This window comes from Duganella sp. 3397 (assembly GCF_031456625.1).
In the GTDB taxonomy this organism is placed as follows: Bacteria; Pseudomonadota; Gammaproteobacteria; order Burkholderiales; family Burkholderiaceae_D; genus Rugamonas; species Rugamonas phyllosphaerae.
In genome coordinates, this window is sequence record NZ_JAVDVB010000001.1 from 512,617 (window position 1) to 527,243 (window position 14,627).

Below are 14,627 nucleotides of genomic sequence, written 5' to 3' on the forward strand. Positions count from 1 at the left end.
CATGGACGCGGTCTTTTCCGCCTTTGCGGTGCTGCTGTTCGCCGCCGTGATCCTGCTGGTCGAAGGCGCCTGGTTGTGGTGGTCGGCGGCGCACGGTGGCGGCGCTCGGCGCATCTCGCGGCGCCTGCGGCTGATGGCCGAGCGCGGGCCGGGCGGCGCCGAGCGGGTGGACATCGTCAAGCGCCGCACCTGGAGCAGCCAGCCGGCGGTCGAACGCCTGCTGCGCCGCCTCGGCCCCTGGTGCAAGCTGGCCGCGCTGGACGCCCTGCTGTTGCAGGCCGGCGTGCAATGGTCGGTGGCGCAGTTTCTCGGCGCGCTGCTGGTGCTGGGCGCCATCGGCCTGGTGGCGCCGGCCATGGCCGGGCTGCCGGGCGTGGGGGTGTTGCTGGCGCTGGGGCTGGCAGTGGCGCTGCCGTGGATGGTGCTGCTGCGCACGCGCCGCGAACGGCTGACCAGGCTGGAACAGCAGTTGCCCGAGGCGGCCGATTTTTTCGGCCGTGCGCTGCGCGCCGGCCACTCGTTCGCCAACGTCATGCAAATGGTGGCCGACGAACTGCCCGAACCAATCGCCGGCGAGTTCCGCATCGCCTACGAGGAGATCAATTACGGCGTCTCGATGAGCGAGGCGCTGCACAACCTGGCCTACCGGGTGCCGCTGACCGACCTGCGCTACCTGATCATCGCGGTGCTGATCCAGCGCGAGTCGGGCGGCAACCTGGCCGAGGCGCTGGGCAACATCAGCCGCCTGATCCGCGCGCGCCTGAAGCTGCTGGCGCAGGTGCGGGTGATGTCGGCCGAAGGGCGCATGTCGGCCTGGATCCTGGGCCTGCTGCCGCTGGTGGTGATGTTCCTGATGTCGCTGACCAACCCGGAATACATCAGCGTGTTGTGGACCGATCCAATCGGTGTCGCGCTGATGTGGTACGCAGGGGCGATTGCGACCGGTGGCGTGTTATGGATGCGAAAACTGATCCGCATCCGCATCTAGGATATTGACGAGGGAGCATGGCATGACTGGTCAGCAGATGATTTTTCTCGCGCTGGTGTTTGCGGTGGTGGCCGGCCTGGTATTCGTGGCGGTGCGGCTGTTTGCGCCGGTGCAGGTGCGCGAGCGCCTGGGCGGCGCGCTCGCCCCCGAAACACAGGCGGACGCGCCGCAGCAGGGCTGGGTGGAAAAGGTGGCGCACGCGGCGCAGCCGTTCTCGCGCCTGTCGCTGCCGGAGGAGGGGTGGGAGCGCTCGCCGCTGCGTACGCGCTTCATGAACGCGGGCTGGCGCAGCGCCTCGGCGCCGTCGCTGTACTTCGCCGCCAAGACCGTGCTGGCGCTGGCATTGCCGGCGCTGGCGACGGTGCTGGTGGCGCTGCTCAGCGGCCGGGCGCCGCAACAAGGCCACATGGCGCTGCTCTTGATCGCCGCCAGCATCGGCTACTACCTGCCCAACCTGGTGCTGTCGCGCCGGGCGACGCGCCGCTGCCGTGAAATCTTCGAGACCTTTCCCGACGCACTGGACCTGCTGACCGTGTGCGTGGAAGCTGGCCTGAGCCTGGAGCGCGCGCTGGCCAAGGTGGCCGGCGAAATCCACATCAAGAGCATGACCCTGGCGCAGGAACTGCAACTGGTGCTGATGGAAATGCGCGCGGGCTTCAGCAAGGAAAAGGCGCTGCGCAACCTGGCCTTGCGCAGCGGCGTGGAAGACGTCGATACGCTGGTGGCCATGCTGATCCAGTCCGAGCGTTTCGGCACCAGCATGGGCGATTCGCTGCGGGTGCACTCCGACAACCTGCGCAGCAAGCGCAGCGTGCAGGCCGAGGAGGCGGCGGCCAAGATCGCGCTGAAATTGCTGTTCCCGCTGATCTTCTGCATTTTCCCCACGCTGATGCTGGTCCTGATCGGACCGGCCGGCATTTCGATCTACCGCTCGGTGCTGCCCACCGGCCAATAAACCAGGAGCGCATGATGAAGCACATCCCGATCGCTGCCGCTGCCACATTCGCCGGCTTGTTGATGGCGGCGTGCGGCGGCATGCACACCGCCAGCGTCGCGCCGTCGCCATCATCGGCAGCGCCGCAGGACACCATCACGGCGCTGGAGCGCGCCTGCCTGCTCGAACCCACCAACGCGGCCAACTGGGCGCGCCTGGCCACTGCGCTGGAAGCGGACGGCCAGCGCGAACGGGCCGCGCGTTTTTACCAGCAGGCCGCCACGCTCGCCGCGCACGATGCCCGGCGCGATTATGCCTTGCTGGCCGCCGCACCGGCTGCGGCTGTGACGCCAGCCCATGCCGACCGCGATCCGTATGCCGACATGCCGCGCACGCAGGTGCAGCAGATCGGTGCGGCGCTGGTGCAGGTGGTCCGGGTGGCAGCGCCGCCGCTGGTCGCGCGGATGGAATCGCCCGCAGTGTCGTCAAAGTCGGTCACAGCGCCATCCGCGCCGGTGCAGCTGGAAATTTGCAACGGCAACGGCGTGACCGGCGCGGCGGCCAGCCTGGCGCGCGTGGCGCGCACACTGAACCTCGATGGCGTGACGACGGTACGGCTGACCAATGCGCGGCCGTTCACCGTGGCGCGCACCCGCATCGAGTACCCGCACGCGCAGCGCGCGATGGCCGAGGAACTGGCGCAGCGGCTCGACATTGCGCTCAAGGTCCGGCGTAAGACGGCGCCGCACGAGCTGCGCATCGTGCTCGGGCACGACGGCGGCCGCGGCCGGCCCAAATAAAAAAAACCGCCCGGAAGGAGATCATCCCCCGGACGGTGAAAAAAACACACCCATGTGTTTTCCTGTTGCTGCCTTCGCATTCCTTACCGAGATAGATTCTTACTGCCAGCTCACGCTGCCCAGCCCCTGTGCCGAGGACTGGCGGTTGGCCGGCTTGCCATAGACCGTGGCCGAACCGAGTCCGCTCAGGTTCATCGTGGCGCGTGTTTTGGCGTACACGCTGGCGCTGCCCAGTCCCGACAGTCGTACATCGACCGATTCGGCCCGCAGTTGCTGGGCATCGAGGCTGCCCACGCCGCCGAGGGAGGCGTTCAGTTGCCTGGTCTGGCCGATCATCTCTATGCGGCCAGCACCGTTCAGATGCAAGTCGACGTTGTCACTGTTGCCGGCATTGACGGTCATGCCGCCGATCCCGCCCAGGTGTACATCGACGTTGCGATATTGTGCGTTGACCTTGACTGCCCCCGCGCCTTGCAGCGTGAGGCGCAGCGTGTCGCCGCTAAAGCCGTTCACTTCGGTGGCGCCCACGCCACCGGACACCACTTCGCGCAGGTTCGGCAGCGTCAGTTCCGCGCGCAGGTCGTGCTTGTTGCCGAAGCTGATGTTATTGGTTTTGTCGGTGTCGATGCGCAGCTGGTCGCCGCTTTGCAGCACCGTCACTTTCTTCAACGCTTCCGGTTTGCCGTACAAGGTCAGCGATGCCACCGGCCCTTGTTTGACCTTGATGCTGATGACGCCATCGAGGTTGAGATTGACAGTGCGCGCATCGACGCTGCGGCTCTCGCTGGTGATCTCCGCAGCCAGCGCGGCAGGGGTGCCGCTGCACAGAACTGCGGCCAGCATGGCGGCCTTCAGGGTGGTTTTCATCATGCGCTCCGTCGTCGTCGGGGTGGGATTACAGCGCGGCTTTTTCAGCGGCGGTCAAGCGCTTGGCGGTGACGGTCACTACCTGCATAGCTACTGCGTTGGCAGTTTGTGCGGCCACGTTGTCGGCAGCGATGAAGATGCGTGGCGCCGGGGTGCTGGCCGTGGCCAGCGAGGTGGCGCCGGCGATGATGGCGGTGGCGATGAAGACGGCTTCCATGTTTTTTGCGATGTTCATTTTTGAGCTCCTTGGGGTGGTTGGTTCGTTGCGATGAGTGAACTATAGACAAGGGCTCCCGGTACCACCACCGGGATGTGACGAACTGCAAAAAACGGGGGGCAGGCTGCGGAAATGCGGTGAGATCGAGGTTTGTTATTGTGCGCCGCAGAGGCTTTGCTGGCTGTCGGCATACAGCGTGGTGATCCAGGCGGACACCGTCTTGAAGCGGGCGATCGAGCCGGCGTCGCGGTGGCTGAGCAGCCAGATGTCGCGCAGTACTTCCACCTGCTCGCCGAGGCGCTGCAAGCCTTCCTGCTCGCCCATGATGCAAGGCAGCAGCGCCATGCCGACGCCGGCGCGGCAGCCGCGCACCATCGTGCTCAGGCTGTTGACCTTGAGTACCCGGCGCGGCGCCGGCGTCATCGCGGCCAGCCACTGCATTTCGCCGGTGGCGGCCAGGGCGTCGTCGTAGGCAATCCACGGTTGCTCGCCCCAGGCGTCGCGTGCAACGCCGGCAAAGCGCGGATGGCCATAGACGGCAAAGCCGAGATCGCCGAGTTTGCGCATCACCAGCGCCGCATCCTCGCCCGGCTTGCCCAGGCGCAGCGCGAAGTCGGCCTCGCGCCGGGTGAACGACAGGTTCTGGTTTTCCGCCTGCAAGGTCAGCGTGATATGCGGGTGGCTGGCATGCAGTGCCGGCACGTGGTCGAGCAGCCAGTAATCGAACAGGAAGTCGATCGAGGTGATGTTGACCGGGCCGGCGGTGGCGTCCGCTTCCTGGCTCGCGGCTTGCAACATGCTTTGCACACTGCCGAACACGCCCTCGGCGTGGCGCACGAACACCTGGCCGGCGTCGGTGAGGCAATAGCCGGTGTTGTCGCGGATGAACAGGCGCAGCTGCAGGGATTTTTCGGCGGCGGCAATGCGCCGGCTGATGGTGGAGGCATCGACACCGAGCTGCCGGCCCGCCGCGCTCATATTGCCGCTGCGGGACAAGGCGAGGATCAGGGGAATGTCGTTCCAGTCGAAGTCGGTGCTCGTCGGCATCTTGGGTTCCAGGCATGGAGGGTGGGGAGGGGGCTCTGCAAGATTGCAAAGTGACCTTGCAGGCTTGTCTGTTCCACAAACCGGGCGGCAGGCCTAAGATTCACTCCATCGCAACGCCGCCAGCTAGAGACTCTAGCACAGCGGCCACCCACAAAAAAATTGACTAAAAGGATGAAGATCATGAACACCCCCGCTCCCGTTACCCACACCGTCAGCACCATCACCACCCGCGACGGCGTCGAGATCTACTACAAGGACTGGGGTCCGCGCACCGGTCAACCGGTAGTGCTGAGCCACGGCTGGCCGCTCAATGCCGACAGCTGGGAGTCCGCAGCCTTCCACCTGGCCAACAACGGCTTCCGCGTGATCACCCATGACCGTCGCGGCCATGGCCGCTCGAGCCAGCCCTGGGACGGCAACGACATGGACCACTACGCCGACGACCTGGCGCAGCTGATCGAGACGCTGGACCTGAACAACATCATCCTGGCCGGTTTTTCCACCGGTGGCGGTGAAGTGGCCCGCTACGTCGGCCGCCATGGCACCAAGCGCATCGCCAAGCTCGGTTTGATTTCGGCCGTACCACCGCTGATGCTCAAGACCGCCACCAACCCGGGCGGCCTGCCGATCGACGTATTCGACGGCATCCGCGCCGCGTCGGTTGCCAACCGGGCGCAGTTGTACCTGGACCTGGCCTCCGGTCCGTTCTACGGCTTCAACCGGGCTGGCGCCAAGCCGTCGCAAGGGCTGATCAACGCGTGGTACGCCCAGGGCATGCAGGCCGGTCACAAGAATACCTATGACTCGATCAAGGCATTTTCGCAAACCGACTTCCGCGACGACCTGAAAAAGTTCGACAAGCCAACCCTGGTGATCCACGGCGACGATGACCAGATCGTGCCGATCGACGCGGCCGGCAAAGCCTCGGCTGCGCTGATCAAGGGTTCCAGGCTGATCGTGTACCCGGGCGCGCCGCACGGCCTGACCGACACGCACAAGGAAAAATTCAACGCCGACTTCCTGGCGTTCGCCAAGTCGTAAGACATGCATGACCGGGGCCGCCCGTGGGCGGCCCGGCATCGGCGTCAGAAAATATCTTTATAAATCGCTTGCTACAAAATAGCGCGCGATATATATTGCACACATCGGCGCTGCACTTGTGACCGTAACAAGTGCAAACATAGCGCACTACAAAATCGTTTACTACTAAAATTCAGGAGCAGATCATGAGCAACGTTAATCAAACCCAGGAAGTGAGCCTTTCCCGTCGTTCCGCCTTGTTCAACAGCGTCGGCGCCGCCGCTGCCGCCGTGGCCATTCCACTCACCGCCATGGCTGCAGGCACCGCCGAAGCCGCTACTGCCAAAAACGCCGGCCCAGTGGCCCACACCGTCAGCACCATCACCACCCGAGACGGTGTCGAAATCTATTACAAGGATTGGGGCCCGCGCACCGGCCAACCGGTAGTCCTGAGCCATGGCTGGCCGCTCAATGCCGACAGCTGGGAGTCCGCCGCCTTCCACCTGGCCAACAACGGCTTCCGCGTGATCACCCATGACCGTCGCGGCCATGGCCGCTCGAGCCAGCCCTGGGACGGCAACGACATGGACCACTACGCCGACGACCTGGCGCAGCTGATCGAGACGCTGGACCTGAACAACATCATCCTGGCCGGTTTTTCCACCGGTGGCGGTGAAGTGGCCCGCTACGTCGGCCGCCATGGCACCAAGCGCATCGCCAAGCTCGGTTTGATTTCGGCCGTACCACCGCTGATGCTCAAGACCGCCACCAACCCGGGCGGCCTGCCGATCGACGTATTCGACGGCATCCGCGCCGCGTCGGTGGCCAACCGGGCGCAGTTGTACCTGGACCTGGCCTCCGGTCCGTTCTACGGCTTCAACCGGGCTGGCGCCAAGCCGTCGCAAGGGCTGATCAACGCGTGGTACGCCCAGGGCATGCAGGCTGGTCACAAGAATACCTATGACTCGATCAAGGCATTTTCGGAAACCGACTTCCGCGACGACCTGAAAAAGTTCGACAAGCCAACCCTGGTGATCCACGGCGACGACGACCAGATCGTGCCGATCGACGCGGCCGGCAAAGCCTCGGCTGCGCTGATCAAGGGTTCCAGACTGATCGTGTACCCGGGCGCGCCGCACGGCCTGACCGACACGCACAAGGAAAAATTCAATGCCGACTTCCTGGCGTTCGCCAAGTCCTGATGCGTTGATCACAGGCAGGAGCACGCCACGGCGGGCGCGAGTAATCGCTGCCCGCCGGTAGTGACTGGTCGTGCGCACCCGCGTGTACATTTGGTTATTCTGTTCTACAGCCTTTATACTCGTTCCCTACCATTGGAGTCCGAGTATGAAAGTCCTGGCAACAGCCGCCTTGTTGATGTTATGCGGTCATGTCTGTGCCAGCGATTGCGTGGTGCGCGTGGCATATCCCGACCGTGACCGGCCGCCGTATTACATCGGCAACGGCCCCGCCATTCCGGCGGCGCCCGGTGCTGGCGCCGAACTGCTGCGGCAGGCGTTGCGCACCACTGGCTGCACGCCCGAACTGGTGCGCTTGCCGCCGGCCCGCATCAAGCTCGCACTGACCAACGGCAGCATCGACTTTGCCCTGGTCGATCTGCCCGACAACGAAACACCGTATTCGGCGCTGCCCCTTACCGCCGCCGGCGTGCCCGACGCGCGGCGCGGCATGCGCGTGACCGCCGTGGTCTATGTGCGCGCCGCCGACGCCCTGCCGGCCAGCACCGTTCCACGCGACTATTTCCGCAACCGCATCCTGGCCTCGAACCAGTCCTCGTCGCTGGGCGACCAGCTGCGCGCCGACGGCTACAAGATCGACGACGGCGCGGCCGACGCCTTCAGCAATATGGACAAGCTGCTGCTGCGCCGCGTGGACGGTTTCACCATCGCCGTCTCCAGGCCTGACGCGGCCGACACAGCGATCGCCGGGCGCCACGGCGCCAGCCTGGTCCGCCTGCCGATCCCGCTGCGCACCTCGACGGTCTGGCTGTCGGCCAGCACCGCGTACCACCAGCAGCACGGCGAGCAGGTGGAGGCGGTGTGGAACTGGTGGAGCGAGAATTCGGCGCGCAGGCTGGCGGAGTTGATGCGGGTGTATGGCAAGGCAGCACCTTAACCAGTGGCCATTCTCATGTGGCCCCGACGCTGAGCCTCGCTCTTATCCTGCCCCGAACTTTTTCACCAACCCCACATACCACCGCCGCGCCACGAAATGGTCGATACCGCGCTGGCGCAGGGTGCTCGCGTCGGTGCGGTAGGTGCGTCGGCTGCCGTCAAAGATGTCGTTGGCGTTGACGGTCAGGCTCAGAGTGCTGCTCAGCTCACGCTTCCAGGTGGCGTTGACGCTGCTGGTCGCGCCATGACCGCCCAGCGGCGTAATGCTTGACGACTGCCACTGGGCGTCGAGCGACAGGTCGTCTCGTCCTGCGCGGTAAACGGCGCGCAGCTTCAGATAGCCAGCCACGTCATGCTGGCGCACGTGGCCGTACAAATCGGGCGTGTCCAGTTGCACGGCATACGCGCCGCCGTCCAGCCCCAGGCGCAGCGCGGGTAATGGGGACGGCGACGGCGTCCAGTCGAGCGAGCCGCTCACGCCGGTTGAGCTGGCGCGGCCGCCATTCTGGTGCGACGTGACCAGCACGTTGTCGTTGGTAAAACTGCGGGCCTCGATGACCGTTGCGCGGCTGACCCGGTGGAAGGCGCCCACGCTGGCGTTCACTTTTCCGGCTTGCACGTTCGCGCCCATTTCCCACGAGGTGAGCCGTTGCGGTTGCAGGCCGGGATTGCCACGGCTGAGGTTTTGCGGATCGATATAGGTGATGAACGGATTGAGGTCGCGTGGATCGGGCCGTTGCAAGCTGCGGCGGTAGCCGAGCGTGAAGTCGATCCTGTCGTTCAGCGCATAGATGCCGTGCAGGCTGGGATTGAACGCTTGCCAGCGCCCGGTTTGCGGCGCACCTTGCGCCGGCGTGATGCGCAGCGCCATGTGCTCGAGGCGGCCACCGAGCAGCACTTCCCAGCGCCCGCGCCTGATCTTGTCGGTGAGATAGGCAGCGGAGAGCCTGGTGGTTACCTTGTAGTGATTGGTGGTGGCGGGGTCGGGCGTTTCGGTCCCGGCTGCGCGGTCGACCGTCGCCTGGTAGTTGGCGAGATCGTTGACTTCATCCTGCACATCGACGCCCATGCCCCATTGGCCGGATTCGGCGGCGCGGGTCCAGTCCAGCGTGGCCTGGTCGAGTTGGCGCGCGGCCCTGGTTGCGCCGCGGCTGTCGCTGCTGGCGCGCAGCGGTTCCACATAAACGTCGCGGTACGATTTATCGACCAGGGTACGCGTGCTGCTGCGTGCCAGCACGGCCTTGAGCACCGAGCCTTGGCCCTGGCGGGTATAGGCGAGACTGGCGTCGTGGTCGGACTGCTCGTTGGGCCCGGTGGAGATGCGGTGGAAGATCGTTTGTTCGGCGCCGGTGGTGTTGAGCACATCGAGCCATGGCCGTGAGCGGCGCTGGTTGTAATGCGCAGACAGGCTCAGGCTGTCGGCAGCGCTGAGCGCGTAGTCGACGCCCAGGCCGGCACTGTGCACGATGCGGCGCACGAACACCGACGAGGTCTGCCTGGCCTGTCCGGTGGCGCCGTCCTGCGGGTTGTTCCAGTCAACCGTGGACTGGCGGAATTTTTGCGTGCCATCGCGCCGGTATGCCAGGCTGCCGTTGACGCTGAGCTTGCCGGAGGTGACGTCGCCCGAAGCACCGGCATTCCACAGCCCTTGATCGGCTGCGCTGGCACGCAATTGCGCATGCGCGCCCGGCTGGCGCTGGCGCTTCAAGACGATATTGACGATGGCGCCGCCATTGGCGTTGTAGGCCGCCGACGGATTGGTGATCACTTCCACGCTGGCGATGTCGGCGCCGTTCATGGTCTGCAGCGCCACGGCCCGCTCGTCGCCGGCCAGCATGGCGCTGGGCTTGCCATCGACCAGTACCGTGACGTTGGTATTGCCGCGCACCGCGATGCGGCCGTCGGCGGCAACCGATACTTCCGGCGTCGATTGCAAGACATCCTGGGCCGTGCCGTTTTGCGCCCTGGCCATGGTGGCGACATCCACCACGGTCTTGTCCACCTTGCGGACCACGGTGTCCTTGCTGGCGGTGATGGTTACGCTTGGTGTGTCGGCCTCCTGCGCGCACGCGACCGCAGGCAACGCCGCCAGGCCCAGCACCACCAGCAGGGACGGTCTCATCAGAGCGTGCGCTGCGCCAACTCGCCCAGGAATGCTTCGCGTGTCTTCAGCCCGGCATAGCTGTTCGAGTCGGCCGGGTATTGCATCAGCCGCGCGAACACCAGCTTGCGGCCATCCTTGATGGTCCAGCCGACGAACCAGCCGATATAGTTGTCCTTGTCCGCGCTGCCGTCGGCCAGCCGCACCGGTGCAGTGCCGGTCTTGCCGTGTACTTCCCAGCCGTTGGGCGATTCGTCGACCTTGAGCAGGCGCGCCGTCACGTCGTACGCCTGCTGCGACAACGCCAGTTCGCGGTTGACCACCTTGCGCAGGAACTCGGTCTGCTGTTGCGGGGTAATGCGCAGCGTGGGCGACAGTTCGGACACCGCGACCGCATCGGCCACGCCGGCGACGCTGGCAAGCGTGCGGTTGCCGTAGTCGAACGCCTGCACATAGCCGCGCACGCTGGCCGCACCGAGGCGCTTGGTCACTTGCTGCGAATACCAGACGATCGACTCGCGCAGCCAGCCTGCCGGATCGGTGCCATGGCGCCAGCCCGGATTACTCGATGCGTAGCTGGCCTTGTACGGCAGGTAAGGCGCATGGTCGTCGCGCAGCACGCCGCTGTCGAACCCCATCAGGCTGATGGCGATCTTGAACGTCGAGGCGGGCGTAACGCTCGCATCGCACGTGCCCTCGCGCACCAGAGCCACGCCGCTGGCGGCATCGACCAGCATGGTGCAGTCGAGCGTTGCCGGTGTTGCGGATGCCGCTGGCGCTGCTGTGGTATTAGGGCTGTGCTGCGCCGGGCTGTGGCTTGCCAGCAAGCGCGCTGGCTCGATGACCGGCTCGGCCGCCTGCCAGGCCAGTGCCGGCTGCAGCGCGAAGTTGGCCAGCGCCACCGCCGCCAGGCTGGCCAGCGCAACCGAGCGCGACCAGGCGCCGCGCGCCGTGGCGGGTGTTCGGATCAGGCCGATGCGCGCGGCCAGCGTGGGTGCATCGGTGCGGACACTGCCGGCATCGCTGGCGCCGAACGCCAGCACCATGCCGGCCGGGCGGTATTGGAGTTTCAATTGCGCCACCAGTGCCGCCGCATAGGCCTTGCGCTCGGCTGGCGGACGGCCGCGCAGCACATCGCGGTCGCAACCGAATTCCTGCGCCCAGCCCAGGCGCGCACCGAGCAGGCGCATGAAGGGATTGAACCAGAACAAGCTTTGCAGCAGCAGCGCCGCCGCGCTCCAGTGCAGGTCGCGGCGGCGCCAGTGGGTCAGTTCGTGCTCGACGATCAGTTGCTGCTGGAGCGTATCGAAGCCACGCAAATGGCGTGGCAACAGCAGGCGTGGCCGGAACAAGCCCAGCAACATCGGCGACATCGGCACATCGACTTCAACCACGGCCAGCGGTACCTGCGACTTGGTATGCTGCGCAAAACCTTCATGCTCCGACGCTGCCAGCGGCAGGCCACTGGCGGCCAGGCCATCGAGCAAGCGCTGGGCGCGGCGCCAGCGCCACAATGCGTGGACCAGTCCCAGCAGGTACAGCACCAGCCAGGCACGGCCGGCATCGCGTGCCCACGCCGACAGCGGCCGCTCGGTGGCTGCGGCCGCGAGCGCCAACACCGGCGTGGCCGCCGCCTGCGCAGCGTGCGCTTGCGGCGCGGCTGGCATAGGGGCCGCTGGCGCTGCTTCCTGTTCGACGATCTCGATGATCGGCATCACGCGCAAGCCTTCGGCCGGCGGCAACAGCATCGCCAGGAACACCGCCGCCACCGCCACTTGCCCGCACAGCCACAGCGAACGCTGCTGCGCCAACGCCGGCAGGATGCGCCGGCACAACACCGCCACGGCCCACACCGCGCAGCCAGCCGCCAGCGAACCGGCGGCGGCCAGCAGCAGGCGCGCCAGTACGACGTCGAGATCGATCGGCATCATGGCGCGCCGTCCGCGCCATCGACGTCTTCGGGCCAGTGTTGCAGCAGTTGTTCGAGCTGATCCAGTTCCTGCTCGTCCACCAGCTTGCTGCCGGTGAACATCATTACCGGCAACGGCGTATCGATCTCCATCACGCGCTTGCCGAAGTCGCGCGCGAAGGCAGCCAGCGTATCGACCTTTTCCAGCACCGCCTCGTAGACCTGCACGCCATGGCGAACCTGCTGCGCCACCATGCGCTTTTCCAGCATGCGTTCGAGCGTCTTGCGCGTCGAGGAATAGGTCCAGCCCAGCTCTTCCTCGACATGCTCGTGCAATTCGCGCGCACTCAGGGGCTGGTGGCGCCACAGGGCTTTGAGCAGGGTGAGTTCGGTGATGGACGGGGTGGACATGGTGGGGCTTTCTTGTGACGGGTATGGCAATGATGTGACAGATGTCACATGGCGTCAAGCATTTGCCTCCATATTCTCCGGAATCTTACTGTTATCTTCCTTTATCCAGAAACGGATAAAGGTATCCATTCTTGGATAATTCAGGATAAAGCCTTGGGGCAGCTGGCGACCTGATCGCGACTGCGATCGGCAAAAGAGCTCGGTAAACACATCGGCATCGTTGCGTGCAATGCCAAGGCAACCGGTCTGGACAAGGTGACCATCGCCGGGACCTTGCACATCGACACCAGCAAGATAGGCAAGCTCGATGCCCCGACTCTGCATGAAGCCCTGCGTGTGCTTGCCGACAGTCAGTGAATCAAAGTTTTAGACGTCTTTGGACGGGGCTTTGGACTTTTTTGCAGCGCCAGCCGAGTGCCGGGCTCTTGCTTGCTGGAGATGACGCTGCCATTAACCAGCGTGGTAGAGCAGTGGGGCTTAGACTGCCAGGGGTGCAGGCTGAACCTTCAGGGGGACATTGACGAAACGTTGCGCAGCCTGCCATACGTCGTATGCGCTTTGTTCTGCTAACCAGAGACAAGCTTCCCCGCCCCGCTCCACGCCTAACCAAGCCTCAATGCGCAGAGCCATTTCAGGCGAGATTGCGGCGTGGCCGTTGAGAACGCGCGACAGCGTAACGCGATGCACATCCAGCTGCTGCGCAGCCTCAGTCACCGACAAGCCCAGCGCAGGCAGAACGTCATCGCGCAGCGTCAGCCCCGGATGTGGCGGGTTAAACATGCGTGCCATGGCATTTTTCCTTAATGATAATCTACAAGTATGACCGATGAACTACTGGAAAAGTTGCTGGACCATTTGAACAGACCGCTGACTGCCTGTCGGCGTTGGTGCGCGTTTGCCGTTGCAGCGTGGTTGTGTGGCAGTCGCACTGCATCATTTTTAAGCAATGGGTGATATGATTAAGCCACTCGTTACGGCGCCCTGAACATTCTCATTGCGATATTTTTATGAGCAGCGATGCACAGCGTAGAGGCAATCACGGCGGTGCAGAGATTTTTTCAGCGCTTGCCGATCGTCGCCTTGCCAAGCATGAGCCGATTGCACGTGCGTTACGGTCAGCATCCTGCGCTGTCGTGAACGAAATAATCTCCCTGGCGTACGACCAGATATGTTTGTGGGAGAAGGATGCACTTTGCAGCAAGGATTACATCGACGCTTGGCGCGACCTTCTTCAAAGCCCCGCTGCTGCTGCCTCCATGCTGGAAGAGCGATCACCGCGCGCAGCAGCGTTACGCCAGAACTCACCCTTTGTCGCGACTGTCCGGAAATTGCAGGCGTCGGCTGATGAGAGAAATGGAGATTTGCATGGGTACCGTCTGAGCTGGGAGTGACCCGAGCGGATGAAGCAGTCTAACTGGTGACCTCAACCGGCTTGCTCCCCCAGTTATCTGAAAGCAAGCCCTGCTTTTGCGGGACTTGCCTTTTTGGATGTTGCTGCCGGCGCGGTGGTCTGCAGCGATTGAATCCAAAGATGACCGAATTCCTGGTTGCCGATTGTTTTCCGGTTTCCGCCCTGATCGGCATCGGTTGTCAAAACCGCGAGACGGCTGAAATGGCTCGTCAGATTGTCGGTCCATATTATCCGGACCTGCCCGTCGAAGTTTTTTGAGAAGTGGTACTCCTGACATGCTGCACATCTCAACTGGAAATCTCCTCAATGCCGACGTGGACGCACTGGTCAATACCGTCAACACGGAAGGCGTTATGGGCAAAGGTATCGCGCTGCAATTCAAGCAGGCCTACCCGGCGATGTTCCGCGCCTACGCCGTGGCCTGCAAGGCGCGCGAGGTACAGTTGGGCCGGGTCCACATCTACGATCTCGGTGGCCTGGTGGGCGGGCCGCGCTGGATCATCAATTTCCCCACCAAGGGGCATTGGAAGTCGAAAAGCCGCATCGAGGATATCGCGAAGGGTTTGCTGGACTTGACGGCCAAGGTGCGCGAGCTGGGCATACGCTCCATCGCTGTTCCGCCCCTCGGTTGCGGCTATGGCGGCCTAGACTGGGCTGACGTGAGCCCACTCATCTTCGATGCCTTTAGCAAAATGCCGGAGGTGAATGTGAAAATCTATCCGCCTGTGGGAGCGCCAGCTGTTGAAACGGCGACCATGCGAATCTAGCGCCCCGGTATGACGACAGC

The 14,627-nt window shown here is 64.4% G+C and carries 17 protein-coding genes; 9 read left to right on the top strand and 8 right to left on the bottom strand.

Annotated features, from left to right (window positions below):
* The first annotated feature begins 1 nt into the window (after position 1).
* Genes J2X54_RS02180 through J2X54_RS02190 form a run of 3 tightly spaced genes read left to right on the top strand, consistent with a single transcriptional unit; the run spans position 2 to position 2,722 of the window.
* Positions 2-988, top strand: a complete 987-nt coding sequence (locus tag J2X54_RS02180) for a type II secretion system F family protein (RefSeq protein ID WP_310177229.1) — start codon at positions 2-4, stop codon at positions 986-988.
* A 22-nt stretch (positions 989-1,010) separates the two neighbouring features.
* Complete coding sequence (locus J2X54_RS02185) at positions 1,011-1,943, top strand: type II secretion system F family protein (RefSeq protein ID WP_310177231.1); 933 nt, start codon at positions 1,011-1,013, stop codon at positions 1,941-1,943.
* Positions 1,944-1,954: 11 nt separating this feature from the next.
* Positions 1,955-2,722: a LytR C-terminal domain-containing protein gene (locus tag J2X54_RS02190; protein ID WP_310177233.1), complete on the top strand. Its 768-nt coding sequence runs from the start codon at positions 1,955-1,957 to the stop codon at positions 2,720-2,722.
* Between the two features lie 99 nt (positions 2,723-2,821).
* On the opposite strand, the gene J2X54_RS02195 is transcribed toward J2X54_RS02190, so the two are convergent.
* From J2X54_RS02195 to J2X54_RS02205, 3 genes are all read right to left on the bottom strand, one after another.
* The gene (locus J2X54_RS02195) at positions 2,822-3,589 is read right to left on the bottom strand and encodes a GIN domain-containing protein (RefSeq protein ID WP_310177236.1); all 768 of its coding nucleotides are present in this window, start codon (positions 3,587-3,589) and stop codon (positions 2,822-2,824) included.
* Positions 3,590-3,617: 28 nt separating this feature from the next.
* Complete coding sequence (locus J2X54_RS02200) at positions 3,618-3,824, bottom strand: hypothetical protein (RefSeq protein WP_310177240.1); 207 nt, start codon at positions 3,822-3,824, stop codon at positions 3,618-3,620.
* Between the two features lie 135 nt (positions 3,825-3,959).
* Positions 3,960-4,853 carry a LysR family transcriptional regulator gene (locus J2X54_RS02205; protein ID WP_310177241.1) on the bottom strand — a complete coding sequence of 298 codons (894 nt, stop codon included), beginning with the start codon at positions 4,851-4,853 and terminating at the stop codon, positions 3,960-3,962.
* A gap of 171 nt (positions 4,854-5,024) precedes the next feature.
* Here J2X54_RS02205 and J2X54_RS02210 point away from each other — a divergent pair, with 171 nt between their 5' ends.
* The 3 genes from J2X54_RS02210 to J2X54_RS02220 all read left to right on the top strand — a co-directional run bounded on the left by J2X54_RS02210 (position 5,025) and on the right by J2X54_RS02220 (position 8,009).
* Positions 5,025-5,894, top strand: a complete 870-nt coding sequence (locus J2X54_RS02210; RefSeq protein ID WP_404990874.1) for an alpha/beta fold hydrolase — start codon at positions 5,025-5,027, stop codon at positions 5,892-5,894.
* A 185-nt stretch (positions 5,895-6,079) separates the two neighbouring features.
* Positions 6,080-7,075: an alpha/beta hydrolase gene (locus J2X54_RS02215; RefSeq protein WP_310177246.1), complete on the top strand. Its 996-nt coding sequence runs from the start codon at positions 6,080-6,082 to the stop codon at positions 7,073-7,075.
* Between the two features lie 145 nt (positions 7,076-7,220).
* Positions 7,221-8,009: a hypothetical protein gene (locus tag J2X54_RS02220; RefSeq protein WP_310177248.1), complete on the top strand. Its 789-nt coding sequence runs from the start codon at positions 7,221-7,223 to the stop codon at positions 8,007-8,009.
* Positions 8,010-8,051: 42 nt separating this feature from the next.
* Here the strand turns inward: J2X54_RS02220 and J2X54_RS02225 are convergent, their stop codons facing one another.
* The 5 genes from J2X54_RS02225 to J2X54_RS02245 all read right to left on the bottom strand — a co-directional run bounded on the left by J2X54_RS02225 (position 8,052) and on the right by J2X54_RS02245 (position 13,218).
* Positions 8,052-10,130 carry a TonB-dependent receptor domain-containing protein gene (locus J2X54_RS02225; protein ID WP_310177250.1) on the bottom strand — a complete coding sequence of 693 codons (2,079 nt, stop codon included), beginning with the start codon at positions 10,128-10,130 and terminating at the stop codon, positions 8,052-8,054.
* The gene (locus tag J2X54_RS02230) at positions 10,130-12,040 is read right to left on the bottom strand and encodes a penicillin-binding transpeptidase domain-containing protein (protein ID WP_310177252.1); all 1,911 of its coding nucleotides are present in this window, start codon (positions 12,038-12,040) and stop codon (positions 10,130-10,132) included. Before J2X54_RS02230 ends, J2X54_RS02225 begins: the two co-directional genes overlap by 1 nt.
* Positions 12,037-12,429, bottom strand: coding sequence for a BlaI/MecI/CopY family transcriptional regulator (locus J2X54_RS02235; RefSeq protein WP_310177254.1), 393 nt, complete (start codon positions 12,427-12,429; stop codon positions 12,037-12,039). Before J2X54_RS02235 ends, J2X54_RS02230 begins: the two co-directional genes overlap by 4 nt.
* Before the next feature lie 54 nt (positions 12,430-12,483).
* On the bottom strand, positions 12,484-12,753 hold the full coding sequence (locus J2X54_RS02240; protein ID WP_310177256.1) for a hypothetical protein: 270 nt from the start codon (positions 12,751-12,753) through the stop codon (positions 12,484-12,486).
* A 153-nt stretch (positions 12,754-12,906) separates the two neighbouring features.
* Entirely contained in the window at positions 12,907-13,218 is a 312-nt protein-coding gene (locus tag J2X54_RS02245; RefSeq protein ID WP_310177259.1) for a HigA family addiction module antitoxin, read from the bottom strand.
* A 218-nt stretch (positions 13,219-13,436) separates the two neighbouring features.
* Here J2X54_RS02245 and J2X54_RS02250 point away from each other — a divergent pair, with 218 nt between their 5' ends.
* The 3 genes from J2X54_RS02250 (at position 13,437) to J2X54_RS02260 (ending at position 14,607) form a co-directional block, all read left to right on the top strand.
* Entirely contained in the window at positions 13,437-13,820 is a 384-nt protein-coding gene (locus J2X54_RS02250) for a hypothetical protein (protein WP_310177260.1), read from the top strand.
* Between the two features lie 140 nt (positions 13,821-13,960).
* Positions 13,961-14,098 carry a DarT ssDNA thymidine ADP-ribosyltransferase family protein gene (locus tag J2X54_RS02255; protein ID WP_310177262.1) on the top strand — a complete coding sequence of 46 codons (138 nt, stop codon included), beginning with the start codon at positions 13,961-13,963 and terminating at the stop codon, positions 14,096-14,098.
* A 17-nt stretch (positions 14,099-14,115) separates the two neighbouring features.
* The gene (locus tag J2X54_RS02260) at positions 14,116-14,607 is read left to right on the top strand and encodes a macro domain-containing protein (protein WP_310177264.1); all 492 of its coding nucleotides are present in this window, start codon (positions 14,116-14,118) and stop codon (positions 14,605-14,607) included.
* Positions 14,608-14,627 lie beyond the last annotated feature (20 nt).

Coding starts and splice junctions, on each gene's coding strand:
- J2X54_RS02260 (WP_310177264.1), top strand. CDS start 14,116: ATGCTGCACATCTCAACTGGAAATCTCCTCAATGCCGACGTGGACGCA.
- J2X54_RS02205 (WP_310177241.1), bottom strand. CDS start 4,853: ATGCCGACGAGCACCGACTTCGACTGGAACGACATTCCCCTGATCCTC.
- J2X54_RS02195 (WP_310177236.1), bottom strand. CDS start 3,589: ATGAAAACCACCCTGAAGGCCGCCATGCTGGCCGCAGTTCTGTGCAGC.
- J2X54_RS02230 (WP_310177252.1), bottom strand. CDS start 12,040: ATGATGCCGATCGATCTCGACGTCGTACTGGCGCGCCTGCTGCTGGCC.
- J2X54_RS02240 (WP_310177256.1), bottom strand. CDS start 12,753: ATGCAGAGTCGGGGCATCGAGCTTGCCTATCTTGCTGGTGTCGATGTG.
- J2X54_RS02250 (WP_310177260.1), top strand. CDS start 13,437: ATGAGCAGCGATGCACAGCGTAGAGGCAATCACGGCGGTGCAGAGATT.
- J2X54_RS02235 (WP_310177254.1), bottom strand. CDS start 12,429: ATGTCCACCCCGTCCATCACCGAACTCACCCTGCTCAAAGCCCTGTGG.
- J2X54_RS02255 (WP_310177262.1), top strand. CDS start 13,961: ATGACCGAATTCCTGGTTGCCGATTGTTTTCCGGTTTCCGCCCTGATC.
- J2X54_RS02200 (WP_310177240.1), bottom strand. CDS start 3,824: ATGAACATCGCAAAAAACATGGAAGCCGTCTTCATCGCCACCGCCATC.
- J2X54_RS02190 (WP_310177233.1), top strand. CDS start 1,955: ATGATGAAGCACATCCCGATCGCTGCCGCTGCCACATTCGCCGGCTTG.
- J2X54_RS02225 (WP_310177250.1), bottom strand. CDS start 10,130: ATGAGACCGTCCCTGCTGGTGGTGCTGGGCCTGGCGGCGTTGCCTGCG.
- J2X54_RS02220 (WP_310177248.1), top strand. CDS start 7,221: ATGAAAGTCCTGGCAACAGCCGCCTTGTTGATGTTATGCGGTCATGTC.
- J2X54_RS02215 (WP_310177246.1), top strand. CDS start 6,080: ATGAGCAACGTTAATCAAACCCAGGAAGTGAGCCTTTCCCGTCGTTCC.
- J2X54_RS02245 (WP_310177259.1), bottom strand. CDS start 13,218: ATGGCACGCATGTTTAACCCGCCACATCCGGGGCTGACGCTGCGCGAT.
- J2X54_RS02180 (WP_310177229.1), top strand. CDS start 2: ATGGACGCGGTCTTTTCCGCCTTTGCGGTGCTGCTGTTCGCCGCCGTG.
- J2X54_RS02185 (WP_310177231.1), top strand. CDS start 1,011: ATGACTGGTCAGCAGATGATTTTTCTCGCGCTGGTGTTTGCGGTGGTG.
- J2X54_RS02210 (WP_404990874.1), top strand. CDS start 5,025: ATGAAGATCATGAACACCCCCGCTCCCGTTACCCACACCGTCAGCACC.